This window comes from Enterobacter cloacae complex sp. SHL022 (assembly GCF_049237785.1).
Lineage (GTDB): Bacteria > Pseudomonadota > Gammaproteobacteria > Enterobacterales > Enterobacteriaceae > Enterobacter > Enterobacter hormaechei_C.
In genome coordinates this window covers 144,298-163,697 of sequence record NZ_JBMKJH010000004.1, presented here as the reverse complement: position 1 = coordinate 163,697, position 19,400 = coordinate 144,298, and the positions used below count along the sequence as shown (strand labels likewise).

The 19,400-nt window shown below is 53.6% G+C and carries 15 protein-coding genes and 8 tRNA genes; 18 read left to right on the top strand and 5 right to left on the bottom strand.

The genetic code is table 11. The features are described from left to right. The first annotated feature begins 75 nt into the window (after positions 1 to 75). Positions 76 to 522 (top strand): ferric iron uptake transcriptional regulator, encoded by a 447-nt coding sequence (fur, locus tag ACOTZD_RS10105; protein ID WP_003858655.1) that lies wholly within the window; start codon positions 76 to 78, stop codon positions 520 to 522. A gap of 91 nt (positions 523 to 613) precedes the next feature. Here fur and chiQ read toward each other — a convergent pair whose 3' ends face one another. The 4 genes from chiQ to nagE form a co-directional block, all read right to left on the bottom strand. Continuing rightward, a complete protein-coding gene (chiQ, locus tag ACOTZD_RS10100; protein ID WP_045350624.1) occupies positions 614 to 940 on the bottom strand; it encodes a ChiQ/YbfN family lipoprotein in 327 nt (108 codons plus the stop codon). Positions 941 to 987: 47 nt separating this feature from the next. Continuing rightward, on the bottom strand, positions 988 to 2,385 hold the full coding sequence (gene chiP, locus ACOTZD_RS10095) for a chitoporin ChiP (RefSeq protein ID WP_023315635.1): 1,398 nt from the start codon (positions 2,383 to 2,385) through the stop codon (positions 988 to 990). A 447-nt stretch (positions 2,386 to 2,832) separates the two neighbouring features. Further along, positions 2,833 to 4,500, bottom strand: a complete 1,668-nt coding sequence (gene glnS / locus ACOTZD_RS10090) for a glutamine--tRNA ligase (RefSeq protein WP_174402001.1) — start codon at positions 4,498 to 4,500, stop codon at positions 2,833 to 2,835. A 170-nt stretch (positions 4,501 to 4,670) separates the two neighbouring features. Beyond that, entirely contained in the window at positions 4,671 to 6,620 is a 1,950-nt protein-coding gene (gene nagE, locus ACOTZD_RS10085) for a PTS N-acetyl glucosamine transporter subunit IIABC (protein WP_003858662.1), read from the bottom strand. A gap of 325 nt (positions 6,621 to 6,945) precedes the next feature. Here nagE and nagB point away from each other — a divergent pair, with 325 nt between their 5' ends. The 13 genes from nagB to ACOTZD_RS10020 all read left to right on the top strand — a co-directional run bounded on the left by nagB (position 6,946) and on the right by ACOTZD_RS10020 (position 13,918). Further along, entirely contained in the window at positions 6,946 to 7,746 is an 801-nt protein-coding gene (nagB, locus tag ACOTZD_RS10080; RefSeq protein WP_003858663.1) for a glucosamine-6-phosphate deaminase, read from the top strand. 55 nt (positions 7,747 to 7,801) lie between these two features. Further along, on the top strand, positions 7,802 to 8,950 hold the full coding sequence (gene nagA / locus ACOTZD_RS10075; protein WP_174402000.1) for an N-acetylglucosamine-6-phosphate deacetylase: 1,149 nt from the start codon (positions 7,802 to 7,804) through the stop codon (positions 8,948 to 8,950). Between the two features lie 8 nt (positions 8,951 to 8,958). Then, a complete protein-coding gene (gene nagC / locus ACOTZD_RS10070) occupies positions 8,959 to 10,179 on the top strand; it encodes a DNA-binding transcriptional regulator NagC (protein ID WP_003858665.1) in 1,221 nt (406 codons plus the stop codon). A gap of 45 nt (positions 10,180 to 10,224) precedes the next feature. Beyond that, complete coding sequence (gene nagD, locus ACOTZD_RS10065) at positions 10,225 to 10,977, top strand: ribonucleotide monophosphatase NagD (RefSeq protein ID WP_003858667.1); 753 nt, start codon at positions 10,225 to 10,227, stop codon at positions 10,975 to 10,977. A 250-nt stretch (positions 10,978 to 11,227) separates the two neighbouring features. Further along, on the top strand, positions 11,228 to 12,892 hold the full coding sequence (gene asnB, locus ACOTZD_RS10060; protein ID WP_003858669.1) for an asparagine synthase B: 1,665 nt from the start codon (positions 11,228 to 11,230) through the stop codon (positions 12,890 to 12,892). Between the two features lie 225 nt (positions 12,893 to 13,117). Beyond that, a tRNA-Met gene (locus ACOTZD_RS10055) sits at positions 13,118 to 13,194 on the top strand. Between the two features lie 8 nt (positions 13,195 to 13,202). Further along, positions 13,203 to 13,287: transfer RNA gene (locus tag ACOTZD_RS10050), tRNA-Leu, on the top strand. Between the two features lie 23 nt (positions 13,288 to 13,310). Next, positions 13,311 to 13,385, top strand: a tRNA-Gln gene (locus ACOTZD_RS10045). A 32-nt stretch (positions 13,386 to 13,417) separates the two neighbouring features. After that, positions 13,418 to 13,492, top strand: a tRNA-Gln gene (locus ACOTZD_RS10040). 32 nt (positions 13,493 to 13,524) lie between these two features. Next, positions 13,525 to 13,599, top strand: a tRNA-Gln gene (locus ACOTZD_RS10035). Positions 13,600 to 13,616: 17 nt separating this feature from the next. Then, positions 13,617 to 13,693 (top strand) — tRNA-Met (locus tag ACOTZD_RS10030). A gap of 41 nt (positions 13,694 to 13,734) precedes the next feature. After that, positions 13,735 to 13,809, top strand: a tRNA-Gln gene (locus tag ACOTZD_RS10025). A gap of 34 nt (positions 13,810 to 13,843) precedes the next feature. Beyond that, positions 13,844 to 13,918, top strand: a tRNA-Gln gene (locus ACOTZD_RS10020). A 108-nt stretch (positions 13,919 to 14,026) separates the two neighbouring features. On the opposite strand, the gene ubiF is transcribed toward ACOTZD_RS10020, so the two are convergent. After that, complete coding sequence (ubiF, locus tag ACOTZD_RS10015; RefSeq protein ID WP_058659401.1) at positions 14,027 to 15,202, bottom strand: 3-demethoxyubiquinol 3-hydroxylase; 1,176 nt, start codon at positions 15,200 to 15,202, stop codon at positions 14,027 to 14,029. Positions 15,203 to 15,337: 135 nt separating this feature from the next. Between ubiF and miaB the strand changes: the two genes are divergently transcribed. The 4 genes from miaB to corC all read left to right on the top strand — a co-directional run bounded on the left by miaB (position 15,338) and on the right by corC (position 19,399). Continuing rightward, positions 15,338 to 16,762, top strand: a complete 1,425-nt coding sequence (gene miaB / locus ACOTZD_RS10010; protein WP_003858672.1) for a tRNA (N6-isopentenyl adenosine(37)-C2)-methylthiotransferase MiaB — start codon at positions 15,338 to 15,340, stop codon at positions 16,760 to 16,762. A gap of 163 nt (positions 16,763 to 16,925) precedes the next feature. Then, positions 16,926 to 17,972 carry a PhoH family protein gene (locus tag ACOTZD_RS10005; protein WP_003858674.1) on the top strand — a complete coding sequence of 349 codons (1,047 nt, stop codon included), beginning with the start codon at positions 16,926 to 16,928 and terminating at the stop codon, positions 17,970 to 17,972. After that, complete coding sequence (gene ybeY, locus ACOTZD_RS10000; RefSeq protein ID WP_003858677.1) at positions 17,969 to 18,436, top strand: rRNA maturation RNase YbeY; 468 nt, start codon at positions 17,969 to 17,971, stop codon at positions 18,434 to 18,436. The genes ACOTZD_RS10005 and ybeY overlap by 4 nt, the downstream gene beginning before the upstream one ends. Before the next feature lie 84 nt (positions 18,437 to 18,520). Then, on the top strand, positions 18,521 to 19,399 hold the full coding sequence (gene corC, locus ACOTZD_RS09995) for a CNNM family magnesium/cobalt transport protein CorC (RefSeq protein WP_003858679.1): 879 nt from the start codon (positions 18,521 to 18,523) through the stop codon (positions 19,397 to 19,399). Position 19,400 lies beyond the last annotated feature (1 nt).

Genomic DNA, 19,400 nt, shown 5'->3' with positions numbered 1-19,400 from the left:
GACGCATTATCCCAAGTGCATTTTCTGTCACTTCTTCTTTTGAAGTGAATCGTTTAGCAACAGGACAGATTCCGCATGACTGACAACAATACCGCATTAAAGAAAGCTGGCCTGAAAGTAACGCTTCCTCGGTTAAAAATCCTTGAAGTGCTTCAGGGGCCAGACAATCACCATGTCAGTGCGGAAGACCTTTATAAGCGTCTTATCGATATGGGTGAAGAGATTGGGCTGGCAACCGTCTATCGTGTGCTGAACCAGTTTGATGACGCGGGCATTGTTACTCGTCATAATTTCGAAGGCGGTAAATCCGTGTTCGAGCTGACTCAGCAGCACCACCACGATCACCTGATCTGCCTCGACTGTGGCAAGGTCATTGAATTTAGCGATGATTCCATTGAATCGCGCCAGCGTGAAATCGCCGCCCGTCATGGCATCCGCCTGACCAACCACAGCCTGTACCTGTACGGTCACTGTGCTGAAGGTGATTGCCGCGAAAATGAACATGCGCACGACGCAAAATAAGTGAGTGTTCATACTCTGAGCCAGCCGTGAGGTTGGCTTTTTTTTGCCTGAAAAAAGCCCGGTGACGCTGCGCCACCGGGCGTAAAGCAACTTATTTATTGTTATTGCGTATCTCGTTCCAGATCTTATCGCAACGCTTCGCCACTTCCTGATCGTTACCGGTTTTACGCGCCTGAATACAGGCCTGGTAATCCATTACGCGAACGTTTTCCTGCGTGGCGAATTGCTCATGGGCTTTGTCTTTTTTCAGCACGTTCAGCACGCTTTGACAGGCCTCAATCTTCTCAGGTGAACCCTGTGCGGTATTGATGCACGCGCTGTAGGCCTCTTTCAGACGGGAGTCCTCTTTCGGCACCTGATCCTGCGCGCATGCCACCAGCCCGAAGGTCAGCAACGCAACGATTACCCTTTTATTCATCATGTTCAGTCTCCATAACGGCGGGACACCGCCCGCCGCAGCATTCCTCAGAAGATGGTAAATGGCGCAATGACCATGAATTTCACGTCACGTTCATCCTGGAAGATGTTGCCGTAGCCGCCCGCGTAGCTCGGGATATCGGAGTGGTTGTCATACTGGGTGAAGTGCAGTTTGAACATCGTGCCTTTCGCACGGCCCTCCTGAAGGGTATAAATCGCATCCAGACTGTATGAAGACTCTTTCAGACGGTAGTTCGGATCGTAGTACGCGTCTGGCGTTGCCATATCCCCGGGCTTCGCATCCCAGGCGTACGCGTAGGATGCTCCCACTGCCCAGCCGGGCAGGTTCCAGTTTTTCAGGTCATACATTGCCCCGAAGAAGACCGCCTTTTCGCCGTCGGCGTTAAAGTCAGAGCGGTTATCCCACCAGATATCCAGACGACCGTTAGAGGAGGCGTAGGTAGGCGTCATACGTTGCAGGAAGTAACCCTGCTGCCCTTCTGCCTTGACCCATGTTCCCTCCAGACGCAAATCAACCTGACCTACCTTGTAGCCGAAGGTCAGCGCCTGTAACCACGCGGTGCCGTCATAGATATCATTTACGCTGCCATCACTGACCTTGTCGCGCGTACCGTAGAACTGATAGCTGGTGCTCAGCGGGCTACCCGCGATATCAAATTTGTAGCTGGCTTTAGCAAAGTACTGATCGATATAGCCTTCAGCCTGACCAAATGCAGCTTCCAGCACCAGATCGTTTTTAAAGTCGTACTTCGCTCCCAGCGAGTGGAGATAATCAACTTTGGTTTTTTTATCGTTCTGATAGAACTTGTCCATCTCAATGTGCCACGGCGCTTTGTACTCGTTGGTCCACATATAGGAGAAGCTCAACGCCCCCGCATCGCCGTAGTCAAAATTAGCACCGGCTTCCGCCCCCTGATAGGTGCCTGGCATAAAGCTCCAGTGCGGCGCTAACAGCGTCTGACCGGTTGGCTGGATATAACCTCCGCGCGCCCAGACCGGACCATATTTGAATTTTGCAGCCGCTTTATACAGGCTGATTCCGCTTTTATCGCCGGACCAGTCTTCGTCGTAGGCTTTATTGCTGGAGGAGAACGCAATTTCGTTCGGATGGCCGCTGTCGCCATTTTCGGCCATTTCAATTGCGGTGAACGCTGCAATATCGATCCCGAACATATCGGCGGCATATCCCGACTGGAAATCAAGGTTGGCGTTCCAGGTCGAGTGAGAAAGGTTGGTTTTGTATTTATCTTCAGTGACGTCTTTACGGTCACGCTCACGCTGCCAGTAATAAATACCGCCCGTGAGGGTGGAATCTTCGATGAAACCTGCTGCTTTTGCCTCTGGCGCAACCACCAGGCCCGACATTGCTGTCACACCGGCGATAGCCAGCGCCAGCGCACTACGTTTGCCACTGAACGTACGCATAGATTATTCCTCTTTGACGAATTAAAACGCCTTAAACGGCGAAAAACAGAAAAGACCAAGTGGTCAGGGGTAGTCAGAAATACCCTCGAATTAACTACCGTCTTTAGGTTATTTTTCGCGACGCGAATTATCAATGCTTTTAATCAGGCAAAAGTCAGGATTATGACGAAGAGCACATATTTCGTAGTGCTTTGTAACATTTACCGGGAAGCGAGTACTGGCGGGGGAATGCGCTAATTTTCAGTAAGTAACATTGATATTGTGAATATATTTTTCAGTGTTTCTGTTTTTGGAAAACAACAAACTTTTTTTAAATAAAATAAGTAGCACCACATTGACCTGGAATGTTGGGTTTAAATGATTATCCCGATGCTTAACGACATGATCGTTAAATAAAAAAACGCCGCATTACGCGGCGTTTGTTTCTCATTGACCAGAGCAGCGTTATTATTCGCCGATCTTAGTCCAGGTATCACGCAGACCGACGGTACGGTTAAATACCGGTTTTTCTGCCGTGCTGTAACGGCTGTCCAGGCAGAAGTAACCCTCACGTTCAAACTGGAACGCTTTACCGGCTTCAGCGGCTTTCAGAGACGGCTCGGCATACCCCTGCTTGATAATCAGAGACTCAGGGTTAATGACCGCCAGGAAGTCCTCCGCAGCGCCTGGATTAGGCACGCTGAACAGACGATCGTAGAGACGGATCTCAACCGGCAGCGCATGCTGCGCGCTCACCCAGTGGATTACACCTTTTACTTTACGACCATCCGCCGGATCTTTACTCAGCGTCTCTGCGTCGTACGTACAGAAGATGGTCGTGATGTTACCTTCCGCATCTTTCTCTACTCGCTCTGCTTTGATCACATAGGCGTTACGCAGACGCACTTCTTTGCCCAGCACCAGACGCTTGTACTGCTTGTTCGCTTCTTCGCGGAAGTCGGCGCGATCGATCCAGATTTCACCGCTGAACGGCACGTCGCGGGTGCCCATTTCCGGTTTGTTCGGATGGTTAGGCATCGAGACCTGTTCGCTTCCGCCCTGCGGATAGTTTTCGATAACCAGTTTCACTGGATCGATCACTGCCATCGCGCGCGGCGCGTTTTCGTTCAGGTCTTCACGAATGCAGGATTCCAGAGACGCCATTTCGATGGTGTTGTCCTGCTTGGTGACGCCAATACGTTTGCAGAACTCACGAATGGACGCCGAGGTGTAGCCACGACGACGCAGGCCAGAGATGGTCGGCATACGCGGGTCGTCCCAGCCTTCAACGTGCTTGTCGGTGACCAGCAGGTTCAGCTTACGCTTGGACATCACGGTGTATTCCAGGTTCAGACGAGAGAACTCGTACTGACGCGGATGCACAGGAATGGTGATGTTATCCAGCACCCAGTCGTACAGACGACGGTTGTCCTGGAATTCCAGCGTGCACAGAGAGTGCGTAATGCCTTCCAGCGCATCGCTGATGCAGTGGGTGAAGTCGTACATCGGGTAGATGCACCACTTGTTACCGGTCTGGTGGTGTTCAGCGAACTTAATGCGGTACAGCACCGGATCGCGCATCACGATGAACGGAGACGCCATATCGATTTTGGCACGCAGACACGCTTTACCTTCTTCGAAGCCACCGGCACGCATTTTTTCAAACAGCACCAGGTTCTCTTCCACGCTACGATCGCGGAACGGGCTGTTTTTACCAGGCTGAGTCAGCGTACCGCGGTATTCACGGATTTCGTCAGCTGACAATTCGTCGACGTATGCCAGACCTTTGTTAATCAGTTCAACCGCGTAGGCATACAGCTGATCGAAATAGTCTGAGGAGTAGCAGATATCGCCAGACCAGTTGAAGCCCAGCCATTGCACGTCGTTTTTTATCGACTCAACGTATTCGATGTCTTCTTTTACTGGGTTGGTGTCATCGAAACGCAGGTTGCACTGCCCCTGGTAATCTTGCGCAATACCAAAGTTCAGGCAGATCGATTTGGCGTGACCAATGTGCAGGTAGCCATTTGGCTCCGGCGGGAAACGCGTGTGGACTGTGGTGTGCTTACCACTGGCCAGATCTTCATCGATGATCTGACGAATAAAGTTACTCGGGCGGGCTTCTGCCTCACTCATCGTGGATTCCTCAAAGCGTAAACAACGTATAACGGCATATGATCTTATAAGCCGGACGTAGTGACAACCCTTAAAACGTCCCGGAAGAAAATAATGGGGGCAATTGCTGCAAAAAAAAGCGGCGGAGGATATCCCCCCGCCGCTAAAGGCATAACTCTACTCAGGAGCGATTACTTGCCTTTAATCTCATACAGTGGCGTCTGGCCTGCAACTACCTGCCCCTGCGCCTGGATCACCAGACCGCTGAAGTCGTCGATGTTGCTGCACACGACCGGGCTTATCATGGAGCGCGCGTTGGCATTCAGGAAGTCCAGATCCATTTCCAGAATCGGCTGGCCTGCCGCCACTTCAGCACCCTCTTCCACCAGGCGAGTAAAGCCCTGGCCGTTCAGCGCAACGGTATCGATACCCATATGGACAACGATCTCCGCGCCTTTTTCCGTTTCCAGGCAGAACGCATGGTTGGTGTTGAAGATTTTCACGATAGTACCGGCAGCCGGAGAGACCACGGTTTTGTCCGTTGGTTTTACCGCCACGCCGTCACCGACCGCTTTGCTGGCGAACGCTTCGTCAGGCACCTGTTCAAGCGCAACAACGTCACCTGTCACCGGAGAAACCAGCGCAGCGATGGTCACCGCGTTTGGCACAGCCTGCGGTTTTGCAACCGGCGCGTCAGCTACTGGCGCGTTATCCGTTGAGGCGGCAGCTACCGGCCCACGGGCAACCACTTTTTTCATTTCATCGCCGATAGATTCGGCTTTCGCACCCACGATAACCTGGATGGTTTGTTTGTTCAGTTTCACCACACCAGACGCACCCAGGCGTTTGCACATCGCATCGCTCACGCGCGCGGAGTCACCTACGGTCAGACGCAGACGGGTAATACAGGCATCGATCGCTTTCAGGTTGTCGGTGCCACCCACAGCGGCAATGTAGCTGGTTGCCAGTTGGGTTAAACCCTCTTCGGTATTGCTGTTGGCTTCACTGGTCACAACATCATCTTTCGTATCTTCGCGGCCAGGCGTCTTCAGGTTAAACATACGAATAACCGCGCTGAACAGAACGAAGTAGATAACGAAGAAGATCAGGCCCATCACCATCAGGATCCAGACGTTGCTGCTTGCCGCCGGCAGGTTGTACATCAACACATAGTCGATGGCGCCTGCGGAGAAGGAGAAGCCAGCATGGATACCCAGAAGGGTGGCGACGAACAGGCTGATACCGGTCAGGATCGCATGCATCAGATACAGCAGCGGAGCCAGGAACATGAACAGGAATTCCAGTGGCTCGGTCACGCCGGTCAGGAAGGCGGTGATCGCAACGGACAGCAGCATCCCGCCAACCATTGGCCGACGCGCTTTCGGCGCAGCCAGGTACATTGCCAGCGCCGCGCCAGGCAGACCAAACATCATGATTGGGAAGAAGCCAGACATGAACATGCCCGCGGTGCCGTCGCCTGCGTAGAAGCGGTTGATATCACCGTGGAATACCGCGCCGGCCGCGTTGGTGAACTCACCAATCTGGAACCAGGCGATGGTGTTCAGTACCTGATGCAGACCGGTTGGGATCAGCAGACGGTTAATGAAACCGAAGATGCCCGCACCCATTGCGCCCGCAGACACGATCCACTCGCCACCCGCATGGATAGCATGCTGCACCGGTGGCCAAACGTAGCCAAAGATGGCGGCGAGGATCAGACAGAAAAAGCCCGTCGCAATCGGCACAAAACGTTTACCGCCGAAGAAGCTCAGGAAGTCAGGAAGTTTGATACCTGCCCAACGGTTGTACACGGCGCCACCCACCAGGCCAGTAATGATACCTGCCAGCACACCCATGTTGATTTCAGGATTGATGGTTACCATCGCTTTCGTGAGGATGAAGTAACCGACAGCCCCTGCCAGTGCCGCGGCACCCGCGCTGTCTTTTGACCAGCTTGACGCCACACCGATGGCGAAAATCAGCGCCAGGTTGTCAAAAATTGCGCCGCCTGCCTGGGCAATAAACGGCACGTTAAGAAGATCGGGTTGCCCGAATCGCAGCAGCAATGCTGCAACCGGTAGCACGGCGATAGGGAGCTGCAAAGCCCTACCGAGGCGCTGGAAAAAACCTAAAATATTCATCCTATTCCCCCTACGAGACCCTTTGTTAAGACTCGCGCATAAACTATGTTTTTATTGTGTCACGAACGATAGATACAGTTGATGATTCGCTGGCAGTGTGAGTGTGTGAAAAATTAATTCGTATCGCAAATTAAACACCTATTTTTTGTGATTATTGTCACCAAATATCGTATTAAACCCTCCCTGTCACTGGCTAACGACGAAAACTTATTTTATCATTCAAAAAATCAAGACGGATTGATCCGGCCTGAAAGGTTCCAGGTTACGCTTAGTTCAGGTTGCACTAATCATCCGCCCACTTTTACTTAAACTTTAGAGGTGAATAATGAGACTGATTCCCCTGGCAACAGCTGAACAAGTCGGAAAATGGGCTGCTCGTCATATCGTTAATCGCATCAACGCGTTCAAACCAACAGCCGATCGTCCTTTCGTTCTCGGTCTTCCAACCGGCGGCACGCCCCTGACCGCTTATAAAGCTCTGGTTGAAATGCACAAAGCGGGCCAGGTTAGCTTTAAACACGTTGTGACCTTCAACATGGACGAATATGTCGGCCTGCCAAAGGAACATCCGGAAAGTTACCACAGCTTTATGCACCGTAATTTCTTCGATCACGTTGATATTCCGGCTGAAAACATTAACCTGCTGAATGGAAACGCGCCTGATATTGACGCAGAATGCCGTCAGTATGAAGAAAAAATCCGTTCCTACGGTAAAATCCACCTGTTTATGGGCGGCGTAGGCAACGATGGTCATATCGCGTTCAACGAACCGGCATCTTCACTGGCTTCCCGTACCCGTATTAAAACGCTGACCCATGATACGCGCGTGGCTAACTCCCGCTTCTTTGACGGCGACGTCAATCAGGTGCCTAAATACGCGCTGACCGTGGGCGTGGGCACGCTGCTGGATGCCGAAGAAGTGATGATTCTGGTGCTGGGCGCGGTGAAAGCGCAAGCGCTTCAGGCTGCCGTTGAAGGCAACGTGAACCATATGTGGACGATCAGCTGCTTACAGCTGCATCCAAAAGCGGTTGTCGTGTGTGACGAACCGTCCACCATGGAGCTGAAAGTGAAAACGCTGAAATACTTCAACGAGCTGGAAGCTGAGAACATCAAAGGTCTGTAATTGAATAACCGCCTCTTTTATCCGGGGCGGTCGCTTTTTTTAACCGGGGGTCGATATGTACGCTTTAACTCACGGTCGGATTTATACCGGCCATGAAATTCTGGATGACCATGCGATTGTAATCGCCAATGGCCTGATTGAACGTGTTTGCCCGCTGGCGGAACTGCCGCCGGAGATCGAACAGCGTTCACTCAATGGAGCTGTAATCTCCCCCGGTTTCATCGACGTACAGCTTAACGGCTGCGGCGGTGTCCAGTTTAACGATACCGCAGAGGCGGTGACGGTTGAAACGCTGGAAATCATGCAGAAAGCCAACGAGAAATCGGGCTGCACCAGCTATCTGCCAACGCTGATCACCAGCAGCGATGACCTGATGAAACAGGGTATCCGCGTCATGCGCGAATACCTGGCAAAACATCCGAATCAGGCGCTGGGGCTGCACCTGGAAGGGCCCTGGCTGAATATGGTCAAGAAAGGCACCCATAACCCAAACTACGTGCGCAAACCGGATGCCGAGCTGGTGGATTACATGTGCGCCAATGCCGATGTGATCACCAAAGTGACGCTGGCCCCAGAAATGACCGGCACGGACGTTATCAGCAAACTGGCCGCCGCCGGGATTGTGGTATCTGCGGGCCATTCGAACGCGACGCTGAAAGAGGCGAAGGCCGGTTTCCGCGCAGGCATTACATTTGCCACACACCTTTATAACGCGATGCCCTATATTACTGGCCGCGAACCGGGACTGGTTGGCGCAATTCTGGATGAACCAGACGTCTACTGCGGCATTATCGCCGACGGCTTGCATGTCGATTACACCAACATCCGCAACGCCAAACGCCTGAAAGGCGACAAGCTCTGCCTGGTGACGGATGCTACCGCTCCGGCAGGAGCGAATATTGAGCAGTTCATTTTTGCTGGTAAAACAATATACTACCGGAATGGACTGTGTGTGGATGAGAACGGCACGCTGAGCGGTTCTTCTCTGACGATGATCGAAGGGGTACGTAACCTCGTTGAACATTGCGGCATCGCGCTTGAGGAAGTGCTGCGCATGGCCACGCTTTATCCGGCGCGCGCCATTGGCGTCGATAAACAGCTCGGTGGTATTGCGCCAGGTATGGTTGCAAACCTGACGGCGTTCACACACGATTATAAAATTATTAAGACCATCGTTAATGGTAACGAGGTCGTCACTGAGTAAGTAAAAGTATGACACCAGGCGGACAAGCTCAAATCGGTAATGTCGATCTCGTTAAACAACTTAACAGCGCGGCAGTTTATCGCCTGATTGACCAGCACGGGCCAATCTCACGCATTCAGATAGCCGAACAAAGCCAGCTTGCTCCCGCCAGCGTGACAAAAATTACACGTCAGCTTATTGAGCGCGGCCTGATCAAAGAAGTCGATCAGCAGGCCTCCACCGGGGGCCGCCGCGCGATTTCCATCGTCACGGAAACCCGCAATTTTCAGGCCATTGGCGTTCGCTTAGGACGTCATGACACCACTCTTACGCTCTACGACCTGAGCAGCAAGGCCATTGCCGAAGAGCATTACCCCCTTCCTGAGCGCACGCAGGAGACGCTTGAACATGCGTTACTGAATACCATTGCGCAGTTTATCGAAAGCTGTCAGCGCAAGATCCGTGAACTCATCGCCATCTCGGTGATTTTGCCCGGCCTGGTTGACCCGGAAAGCGGCGTTATTCGCTACATGCCGCATATTAAGGTAGAGAACTGGGGGCTGGTTGAGGCGCTGGAAAAGCGCTTCAAGCTGACCTGCTTTGTTGGTCACGATATTCGCTCGCTGGCGCTGGCGGAGCACTACTTTGGTGCGAGCCAGGACTGCGAAGACTCTATTCTGGTGCGCGTTCACCGTGGTACAGGTGCGGGCATCATCTCGAATGGCCGCATTTTTATTGGTCGTAACGGTAACGTAGGCGAGATTGGTCATATCCAGGTGGAACCGCTTGGCGAGCGCTGCCACTGCGGTAATTTTGGCTGTCTTGAAACCGTTGCCGCCAACGCCGCCATTGAACATCGCGTTCGCCATCTGCTGGAGCAGGGTTACCAGAGCCGCGTCACGCTGGACGATTGTAAGATCGGCACCATCTGCAAAGCGGCAAACAAAGGCGATGCGCTGGCCTGCGAAGTGATCGAACAGGTAGGACGCCACCTGGGTAAGACCATCGCCATTGCCATCAACCTGTTTAATCCGCAAAAGGTGGTGATTGCCGGCGAGATCGTTGAAGCCGAAAAAGTGTTACTGCCCGCCATTGAAGGCTGCATCAATACCCAGGCGCTGAAGGCATTTCGCCAGAATTTGCCGGTGGTGCGATCTACGCTCGATCACCGCTCGGCAATTGGCGCATTCGCCCTGGTAAAACGTGCCATGCTGAACGGGATCCTGCTGCAACATTTGCTGGAATCCTGATCGGATCTTATAGTAACGCCTTCTTTTTTTGATGTCGGATTGTCCATGACCATTAAGAATGTAATTTGTGATATCGACGGCGTGCTGATGCACGACAACGTTGCCGTGCCGGGTGCTGCGGAGTTTCTTCACCGCATCATCGACAAAGGAATGCCACTGGTTCTTCTCACGAACTACCCTTCACAGACTGGTCAGGATCTGGCAAACCGCTTTGCTACTGCGGGCGTCAACGTCCCGGACAGCGTGTTTTATACCTCTGCGATGGCGACCGCGGATTTCCTGAAGCGTCAGGAAGGCAAAAAAGCCTATGTGGTTGGTGAAGGTGCGCTGATCCACGAGCTGTATAAAGCGGGCTTCACCATCACCGACGTGAACCCGGACTTTGTCATCGTGGGCGAAACGCGCTCCTTTAACTGGGAGATGATGCATAAGGCAGCCTACTTTGTCGCCAACGGTGCGCGTTTTATCGCCACCAACCCGGACACGCACGGTCGCGGTTTTTATCCCGCCTGCGGTGCGCTGTGTGCCGGTATCGAAAAAATCTCGGGCCGTAAGCCGTTTGTTGTCGGTAAACCGAGCCCGTGGATTATCCGCGCCGCACTGAATACGATGCAGGCACACTCAGAAGAAACCGTCATTGTGGGCGACAACCTGCGTACCGATATTCTTGCTGGCTTCCAGGCGGGGCTTGAAACCATCCTGGTGCTTTCTGGCGTTTCACAGCTTGATGACATTGATACGATGCCGTTCCGGCCAAGCTGGATTTACCCCTCTGTCGACGAAATCGACGTTATTTGATTCAGAACCACGCCTCAGGGCGTGGTTTTTCATTTCTGCTGTCTTAAAACATCACTTCATCTAACGAAATCAGCTCTTCATTGAGAAATCATCAATAGAATCGCTTAAGGCATACTCTTTTTTTAAGATTCGGCAATTGCCATTGCACTTTTTACGTTTTCATCGGTAAAACGCTTGCGCCCCCTCCCCTTTTTGCGGCATTTTCATAAGCAAGCAACATCACAACGCAACAGGGTTAACGGAGAAGGTTATGTGTTCTATTTTTGGCGTACTGGATATTAAAACTGACGCGGGCGAACTGCGTAAAAAAGCACTCGAATTGTCCCGCCTGATGCGCCATCGCGGTCCGGACTGGTCAGGCGTTTACGCCAGCGATAAAGCGATTCTGGCTCACGAACGTCTCTCCATTGTTGATGTCAACGCTGGCGCACAGCCGCTGTATAACGAGAAAAAAACGCACGCGCTGGCTGTTAACGGTGAAATTTACAACCATCAGGCGCTGCGCGCTGAGTACGGCGATCGCTACGCGTTTCAGACCGGCTCAGACTGCGAAGTGATCCTGGCGCTGTATCAGGAGAAAGGCCCGGAGTTCCTCGACGACCTGCAAGGTATGTTCGCCTTCGCCCTGTACGACAGCGAAAAAGACGCTTACCTGATTGGCCGCGACCATATTGGTATTATCCCGCTGTACATGGGACACGATGAACACGGTAACTTCTACGTTGCCTCAGAGATGAAAGCCCTGGTACCGGTATGCCGCACCATCAAAGAGTTCCCGGCAGGTAGCTACCTGTGGAGCCAGGACGGCGAGATCCGCCCGTACTACCAGCGCGACTGGTTTGATTATGAAGCGGTGAAAGACAACGTGACGGACAAAGCGGAACTGCGTCAGGCGCTGGAAGAGTCAGTGAAAAGCCACCTGATGTCAGATGTCCCCTACGGTGTACTGCTCTCCGGCGGTCTGGACTCCTCCGTGATCTCCGCGATCACCAAGAAATTCGCCGCACGTCGCGTGGAAGATCAGGAGCGCTCTGAAGCCTGGTGGCCACAACTGCACTCCTTTGCCGTGGGTCTGGAAGGGGCACCTGACCTGAAAGCCGCCCAGGAAGTGGCGAACCATCTTGGCACGGTGCACCATGAAATTCACTTCACCGTACAGGAAGGTCTGGATGCGATCCGCGATGTGATCTATCACATTGAAACCTATGATGTGACCACCATTCGCGCCTCCACGCCGATGTATTTGATGTCGCGGAAGATCAAAGCGATGGGCATCAAGATGGTGCTCTCCGGCGAAGGTTCTGACGAAGTGTTTGGCGGTTACCTCTATTTCCACAAAGCGCCAAACGCCAAAGAGCTGCATGAAGAAACGGTGCGTAAGCTACAGGCGCTGCACATGTTTGACTGCGCGCGCGCCAACAAAGCGATGTCCGCCTGGGGTGTGGAAGCCCGCGTGCCGTTCCTCGATAAGAAATTCCTCGATGTGGCGATGCGCATCAACCCACAGGACAAAATGTGCGGCAACGGCAAAATGGAGAAACATATCCTGCGTGAATGTTTTGAATCCTACCTGCCGGCGAGCGTGGCGTGGCGTCAGAAAGAGCAGTTCTCCGATGGCGTAGGCTACAGCTGGATCGACACCCTGAAAGAGGTGGCGGCGAAACAGGTTTCTGATCAACAACTGGAAACTGCGAGCTTCCGTTTCCCGTACAACACGCCAGCCTCGAAAGAGGCGTATTTGTACCGTGAGATCTTTGAGGAGCTGTTCCCGGTTCCAAGCGCAGCCGAGTGCGTACCGGGTGGTCCTTCGGTCGCCTGCTCTTCTGCTAAAGCCATTGAATGGGATGAATCCTTCAAAGCGATGAACGATCCGTCAGGACGCGCGGTGGGCGTTCACCAGTCTGCTTATAAATAATGTCCAGACTATAATCAGGCCCTCCGGGGCCTGATTTTTTTGCCTCTCTTTTCCCGGCATAAAATCGATTAATAACCAATAATTGTCGAATATTCGGCCTCGCTGTTCGCAACCTAACCAAACAGTCACATTCCGGCTATTTTCATTGAAAAAGGTGTTGACGCTGCAAGGGTCTATACGCATAATGCGCCCCGCAACGCCGATAAGGTAACGCGAAAAAAAGATGGCTACGTAGCTCAGTTGGTTAGAGCACATCACTCATAATGATGGGGTCACAGGTTCGAATCCCGTCGTAGCCACCATCTTTTTTGCGGGAGTGGCGAAATTGGTAGACGCACCAGATTTAGGTTCTGGCGCCGCAAGGTGTGCGAGTTCAAGTCTCGCCTCCCGCACCATTCCCAGGTAAGCGTTGCACGGATGGGGTATCGCCAAGCGGTAAGGCACCGGTTTTTGATACCGGCATTCCCTGGTTCGAATCCAGGTACCCCAGCCATATTTCTTCGATCATGCGGTTCTCCGCGGTATTGGGGTATCGCCAAGCGGTAAGGCACCGGTTTTTGATACCGGCATTCCCTGGTTCGAATCCAGGTACCCCAGCCATATTTCTTCGATCATGCGGTTCTCCGCGGTATTGGGGTATCGCCAAGCGGTAAGGCACCGGTTTTTGATACCGGCATTCCCTGGTTCGAATCCAGGTACCCCAGCCATCGAAGATTGCAGTACTGGCTACGTAGCTCAGTTGGTTAGAGCACATCACTCATAATGATGGGGTCACAGGTTCGAATCCCGTCGTAGCCACCATATTTACGTTATCGAATACGATTCGGTAAACTGAACATTGTTGGGGTATCGCCAAGCGGTAAGGCACCGGATTCTGATTCCGGCATTCCGAGGTTCGAATCCTCGTACCCCAGCCACTTTAAAGTCGTTAAGCAGTTTGTTTAACGCAATTGGGGTGTCGCCAAGCGGTAAGGCTCTGGTTTCTGATACCAGCATTCCGGGGTTCGAATCCCTGCACCCCAGCCACTTTAAACAAACAAGCCCGCTCTGCGGGCTTTTTTGTTTTTGTTGTTCAGAATAGTGCGGCCTGATGCCTTCACCCTAACCCTCTCCCACGGGGAGAGGGAATAAAGATCAGAGTCCGAGGGCGTACTTCAGGGCCTGACGCTTCAGACCACCGGCACGTTCCGCTGCCATCAATCCAATATTGCGCACTATACGCACCGGACCAACATCATTGCTGAACCCGGCATAGAACAGATCCATCCCCGACTGCATAATGAAGTTATCCGCCATACGGCGCGTCTGGTAGCGCTTCAGAACCTGATGGCTGGCCCAGGCTTCCGCGTGGGCGCGAGCGTTACCCAGCACATCCAGTAACGCATCGACGTCACGGTATCCCAGATTCACCCCCTGCCCCGCCAGCGGATGAATGGTGTGCGCCGCGTCCCCCACAAGCACCAGTCCTTCACGGGCATACTGCAACGCATGGCGTCGCATCAGCGGGAATGCGCCGGCGGCAACCGGGGTCACGTTGCCCAGACGGCTCGGGAAGTGCTGGCGGATTTCGCGCTGCAACTGATCCATGGACAGCCCCTGCAACTGCCGAATGCGCGCCGGTTTGTCGTACCACACCAGCGAAGCCCAGTTATCAAACAGCGGTAAGAATGCATGCGGGCCGTTCGGCGTAAAATGCTGCCAGGTGCTTTCGCCCGGCGCGTTTTCTGACTGAACGGTGATCAGCATGCAGGACTGCTGGTACTGCCAGGCATGGATCCCAATGCCTGCCATCTGCCTGACCTGCGAGTTCGCGCCATCCGCTCCCACCACCAGCTTTACGGCCAGCTCATCGTTGTTGTCCAGCGTCAGGAGATACCCGCCCTCATGACGATGCAGGCCTTTCAGCGAGTCCGGCACGCGCAGCGTCACCTTCGGGTGCGCCTCCAGCGCCTGCCAGAGTGCCTGCTGGAGCACGTTGTTTTCCACCATATAGCCCAGGCGCGGCAGTTTCAGCTCGGCGGCATCAAACGACACATGAGCATTTTCCCACTCCCAGGTTTCGAGACGGCTGTAAGGATGCGCGCGCATCGCCAGCACCGCCTCCCAGACGCCCAGCCCGCGAAGCAGATCAACAGAGGCCGCGCTGATGGCGGAAATACGTACGTCCGGTTGGCTGGCAGGATCGAATGCCGGCGGAGCCGCCTGTTCAATAACGGTTACGTCAAATCCCTGCTGCGCCAGCCCCAGCGCCAGTGCGCCGCCGACCATACCGCCGCCAACAACGGCAACTTCGGTGTTCAGGAGTGTCATGGTCACTATTCCTTATTGAAGAATACCTTAAGTTTACCGGATTTTTGCGGCCCTGAGGTTGACAACCTTCATACTGGTCACAACCGCACCAAAGCATTACAATACGCGGCTTGCAATCCTGAGCTGAGCAAGTCGATGACTAAAAAACTCCATATAAAAACCTGGGGCTGTCAGATGAACGAATACGATTCATCGAAGATGGCCGATCTGCTGGATACCACCCACGGATACCAGCTGACTGAAAATGCGAAAGAAGCCGATGTGCTGCTGCTGAACACCTGTTCAATTCGTGAAAAAGCACAGGAAAAAGTCTTTCATGTGTTAGGCCGCTGGAAGCTTCTCAAACGGAAAAATCCGGACCTGATCATTGGCGTGGGTGGCTGCGTCGCATCGCAGGAAGGTAAGCTGATCCGCCAGAGAGCCCCCTATGTGGATATCGTTTTTGGCCCTCAGACCCTGCACCGCCTGCCAGAGATGATTAACCAGGTTCGCGGCAGCCGTAGCCCGGTGGTTGACGTGAGCTTCCCGGAGATCGAGAAATTTGACCGTCTGCCAGAGCCGCGCGCTGATGGCCCGACCGCCTTCGTCTCCATCATGGAAGGCTGCAACAAATACTGTACTTACTGCGTGGTGCCTTACACCCGCGGTGAAGAAGTGAGCCGCCCGGCAGACGATATCCTGTTTGAAATCGCGCAGCTTGCCGCGCAGGGCGTTCGCGAAGTGAACCTGCTGGGGCAGAACGTGAACGCCTGGCGCGGGGAAAACTACGACGGCACCACCGGCAGCTTTGCTGAACTGCTGCGTCTGGTGGCGGCGATTGACGGCATCGACCGCATTCGCTTTACCACCAGCCATCCGATGGAATTTACCGACGACATTATTGACGTCTATCGCGATACGCCAGAGCTGGTGAGCTTCCTGCACCTGCCTATCCAGTGCGGCTCTGACCGCGTGCTGAACCTGATGGGTCGTCCACATACGGTGCTGGAGTATAAGTCCACCATCCGCAAGCTGCGTGAAGCGCGCCCGGATATCCAGATTAGCTCCGACTTTATCGTCGGCTTCCCTGGCGAAACCGCTGATGACTTCGAGCGCACCATGAAGCTCATCGGCGAGGTGAATTTCGACGTCAGCTACAGCTTTATCTTCTCTGCGCGCCCGGGCACCCCTGCGGCCGATATGGTTGATGATGTACCGGAAGAAGAGAAAAAGCAGCGTCTGTATATTCTACAGGAGCGTATCAACCAGCAGGCCAACGCCTGGAGTCGTCGCATGCTCGGCACTGTCCAGCGTATTCTGGTGGAAGGCACCTCCCGTAAGAGCATCATGGAACTATCTGGTCGAACCGAAAATAACCGCGTGGTGAATTTTGAAGGCACCCCGGACATGATCGGTAAGTTTGTGGACGTCGAGATTGTCGAAGTGCTCACGAACTCGCTGCGCGGGAAGGTGGTACGCACTGAGGATGAAATGGGTCTGCGAATTGCACAGACTCCGGAATCCGTTATCTCTCGCACCCGCAAGGTCAACGACTCTGGCGTAGGTATTTACCAGCCGTGATCCTCCTGGCCTGCCTGTCCGGCAGGCCTTGTATTTCCTCTCATCACCCCCAATATCTACCGCAACGCTTGCGCCTTTATTCTGTGGCGTGAATAATTTCGGTAATGACCGTTTTATTACGCCGTGTGGCCACAGGTCAGTTAACCAATTAAAGAGGAACAGTTTGAACATAGATACGCGTGAAATTAGCCTTGAGCCCGCAGACAACGCTCGCCTGCTGAGCCTGTGCGGGCCGTTTGATGACAACATCAAACAACTGGAGCGACGTCTGGGTATCGAAATCAATCGTCGCGATAACCATTTCAAACTCACCGGACGCCCAATCTGCGTCAACGCCGCGGCAGATATTCTCCGCAGCCTGTATGTTGATACCGCCCCGATGCGCGGTGAGATCCAGGACATTGAACCTGAACAGATCCACCTGGCCATCAAAGAGGCGCGCGTGCTTGAGCAGAGCGCGGAGAGCGTGCCGGACTATGGCAAAGCCATCAACATCAAAACTAAACGCGGCGTGATTAAGCCTCGTACCCCGAACCAGGCGCAGTACATCGCCAATATTCTCGACCATGACATCACCTTCGGCGTGGGCCCGGCGGGTACGGGTAAAACCTATCTGGCCGTTGCTGCTGCGGTCGATGCGCTTGAGCGTCAGGAGATCCGCCGTATCCTGCTGACCCGCCCTGCTGTTGAAGCCGGTGAAAAACTGGGCTTCCTGCCGGGCGATCTGAGCCAGAAGGTCGACCCGTATCTGCGCCCGCTGTATGACGCGCTGTTCGAAATGCTCGGCTTCGAGAAAGTTGAAAAGCTCATCGAGCGTAACGTGATTGAAGTGGCCCCGCTGGCCTACATGCGTGGCCGTACGCTTAACGACGCGTTCATCATTCTGGATGAGAGCCAGAACACCACTATCGAACAGATGAAGATGTTCCTGACGCGTATTGGCTTTAACTCGAAAGCGGTTATCACCGGTGACGTCACCCAGATTGACCTGCCGCGTAACACCAAATCGGGTCTGCGTCACGCCATCGAAGTCCTGGCCGAGGTAGAGGAAATCAGCTTCAACTTCTTCCACAGTGAAGACGTGGTACGCCATCCGGTGGTCGCGCGTATCGTTAACGCTTATGAGGCCTGGGAAGAGGCAGATCAGAAGCGCAGGGCCGAACTGGCCGCAGAACGTAAGCGCGAAGCGCAGGAGCATGAACAGAAATGAGTCAGGTGATCCTCGATTTACAGCTGGCCTGTGAAGATAATTCCGGCATGCCAGAAGAGGCACAGTTTCAGAAATGGCTGGATGCCGTTATCCCCCAGTTTCAGGAAGAATCAGAGGTCACGATTCGCCTGGTGGATGAAGCAGAAAGCCATGAGCTCAACCTGACCTACCGCGGGAAAGATAAGCCGACCAACGTGCTCTCTTTCCCGTTCGAAGCCCCTCCGGGCATTGAGATGCCGCTGCTGGGCGATCTGATCATCTGCCGTCAGGTGGTTGAGCAGGAAGCCAAAGAGCAGCAAAAGCCGCTGGAAGCGCACTGGGCACACATGGTGGTGCACGGTAGCCTGCATCTTCTGGGTTACGACCATATTGAAGATGACGAAGCGGAAGAGATGGAATCCCTCGAGACAGAGATAATGCTTGCTCTGGGCTATGAGGATCCGTACATTGCCGAGAAAGAATAGTCAGTCACTGACTACCATGCCGCCGCGCAGGGACATAGCGCGGCGGTTAACGTTGAACTAACAAGAGAACCCTTAACAAACGCCATGAGCGACGACAATTCACACAGTAGCGACACGACAACCACTAAAAAGGGATTTTTCTCCCTCATTCTGAACCAGCTTTTCCACGGCGAACCGAAAAACCGTGATGAACTGCTGGAGCTGATTCGTGATTCCGGGCAGAACGACCTTATCGACGAAGATACGCGCGAAATGCTCGAAGGGGTGATGGACATCGCCGACCAGCGCGTCCGCGACATCATGATCCCCCGCTCGCAGATGATTACCCTGAAACGCAACCAGACGCTGGACGAGTGCCTCGATGTGATTATCGAATCGGCTCACTCACGTTTCCCGGTCATCAGCGAAGATAAAGATCACATTGAAGGGATTTTGATGGCGAAAGATCTGCTGCCGTTTATGCGCAGCGATGCCGAAGCCTTCAGTATGGAAAAGGTGTTACGCCCGGCCGTGGTTGTGCCGGAAAGTAAGCGTGTGGATCGGATGCTGAAGGAGTTTCGCTCCCAGCGCTATCACATGGCGATTGTTATTGATGAATTTGGTGGCGTTTCCGGTCTGGTCACAATCGAAGACATCCTTGAGCTGATCGTGGGCGAAATCGAAGACGAGTATGACGAAGAAGAGGATATCGACTTCCGTCAGCTGAGCCGCCACACCTGGACCGTGCGCGCGCTGGCCTCCATTGAAGACTTCAACGATACCTTTGGCACCAGCTTCAGCGATGAAGAAGTGGACACCATTGGTGGTCTGGTGATGCAGGCCTTCGGCCATCTTCCGGCCCGCGGTGAAACCGTTGACATCGATGGTTACCAGTTCAAGGTCGCAATGGCTGACAGCCGACGTATTATTCAGGTTCACGTCAGAATGCCGGACGACTCACCGGTGCCAAAACTGGAAGATTAAT

Bases quoted from the DNA above. Each gene is read 5' to 3' on its own strand.
- fur (WP_003858655.1), top strand. From the start codon at position 76: ATGACTGACAACAATACCGCATTAAAGAAAGCTGGCCTGAAAGTAACG.
- chiQ (WP_045350624.1), bottom strand. From the start codon at position 940: ATGAATAAAAGGGTAATCGTTGCGTTGCTGACCTTCGGGCTGGTGGCA.
- chiP (WP_023315635.1), bottom strand. From the start codon at position 2,385: ATGCGTACGTTCAGTGGCAAACGTAGTGCGCTGGCGCTGGCTATCGCC.
- glnS (WP_174402001.1), bottom strand. From the start codon at position 4,500: ATGAGTGAGGCAGAAGCCCGCCCGAGTAACTTTATTCGTCAGATCATC.
- nagE (WP_003858662.1), bottom strand. From the start codon at position 6,620: ATGAATATTTTAGGTTTTTTCCAGCGCCTCGGTAGGGCTTTGCAGCTC.
- nagB (WP_003858663.1), top strand. From the start codon at position 6,946: ATGAGACTGATTCCCCTGGCAACAGCTGAACAAGTCGGAAAATGGGCT.
- nagA (WP_174402000.1), top strand. From the start codon at position 7,802: ATGTACGCTTTAACTCACGGTCGGATTTATACCGGCCATGAAATTCTG.
- nagC (WP_003858665.1), top strand. From the start codon at position 8,959: ATGACACCAGGCGGACAAGCTCAAATCGGTAATGTCGATCTCGTTAAA.
- nagD (WP_003858667.1), top strand. From the start codon at position 10,225: ATGACCATTAAGAATGTAATTTGTGATATCGACGGCGTGCTGATGCAC.
- asnB (WP_003858669.1), top strand. From the start codon at position 11,228: ATGTGTTCTATTTTTGGCGTACTGGATATTAAAACTGACGCGGGCGAA.
- ubiF (WP_058659401.1), bottom strand. From the start codon at position 15,202: ATGACACTCCTGAACACCGAAGTTGCCGTTGTTGGCGGCGGTATGGTC.
- miaB (WP_003858672.1), top strand. From the start codon at position 15,338: ATGACTAAAAAACTCCATATAAAAACCTGGGGCTGTCAGATGAACGAA.
- ybeY (WP_003858677.1), top strand. From the start codon at position 17,969: ATGAGTCAGGTGATCCTCGATTTACAGCTGGCCTGTGAAGATAATTCC.
- corC (WP_003858679.1), top strand. From the start codon at position 18,521: ATGAGCGACGACAATTCACACAGTAGCGACACGACAACCACTAAAAAG.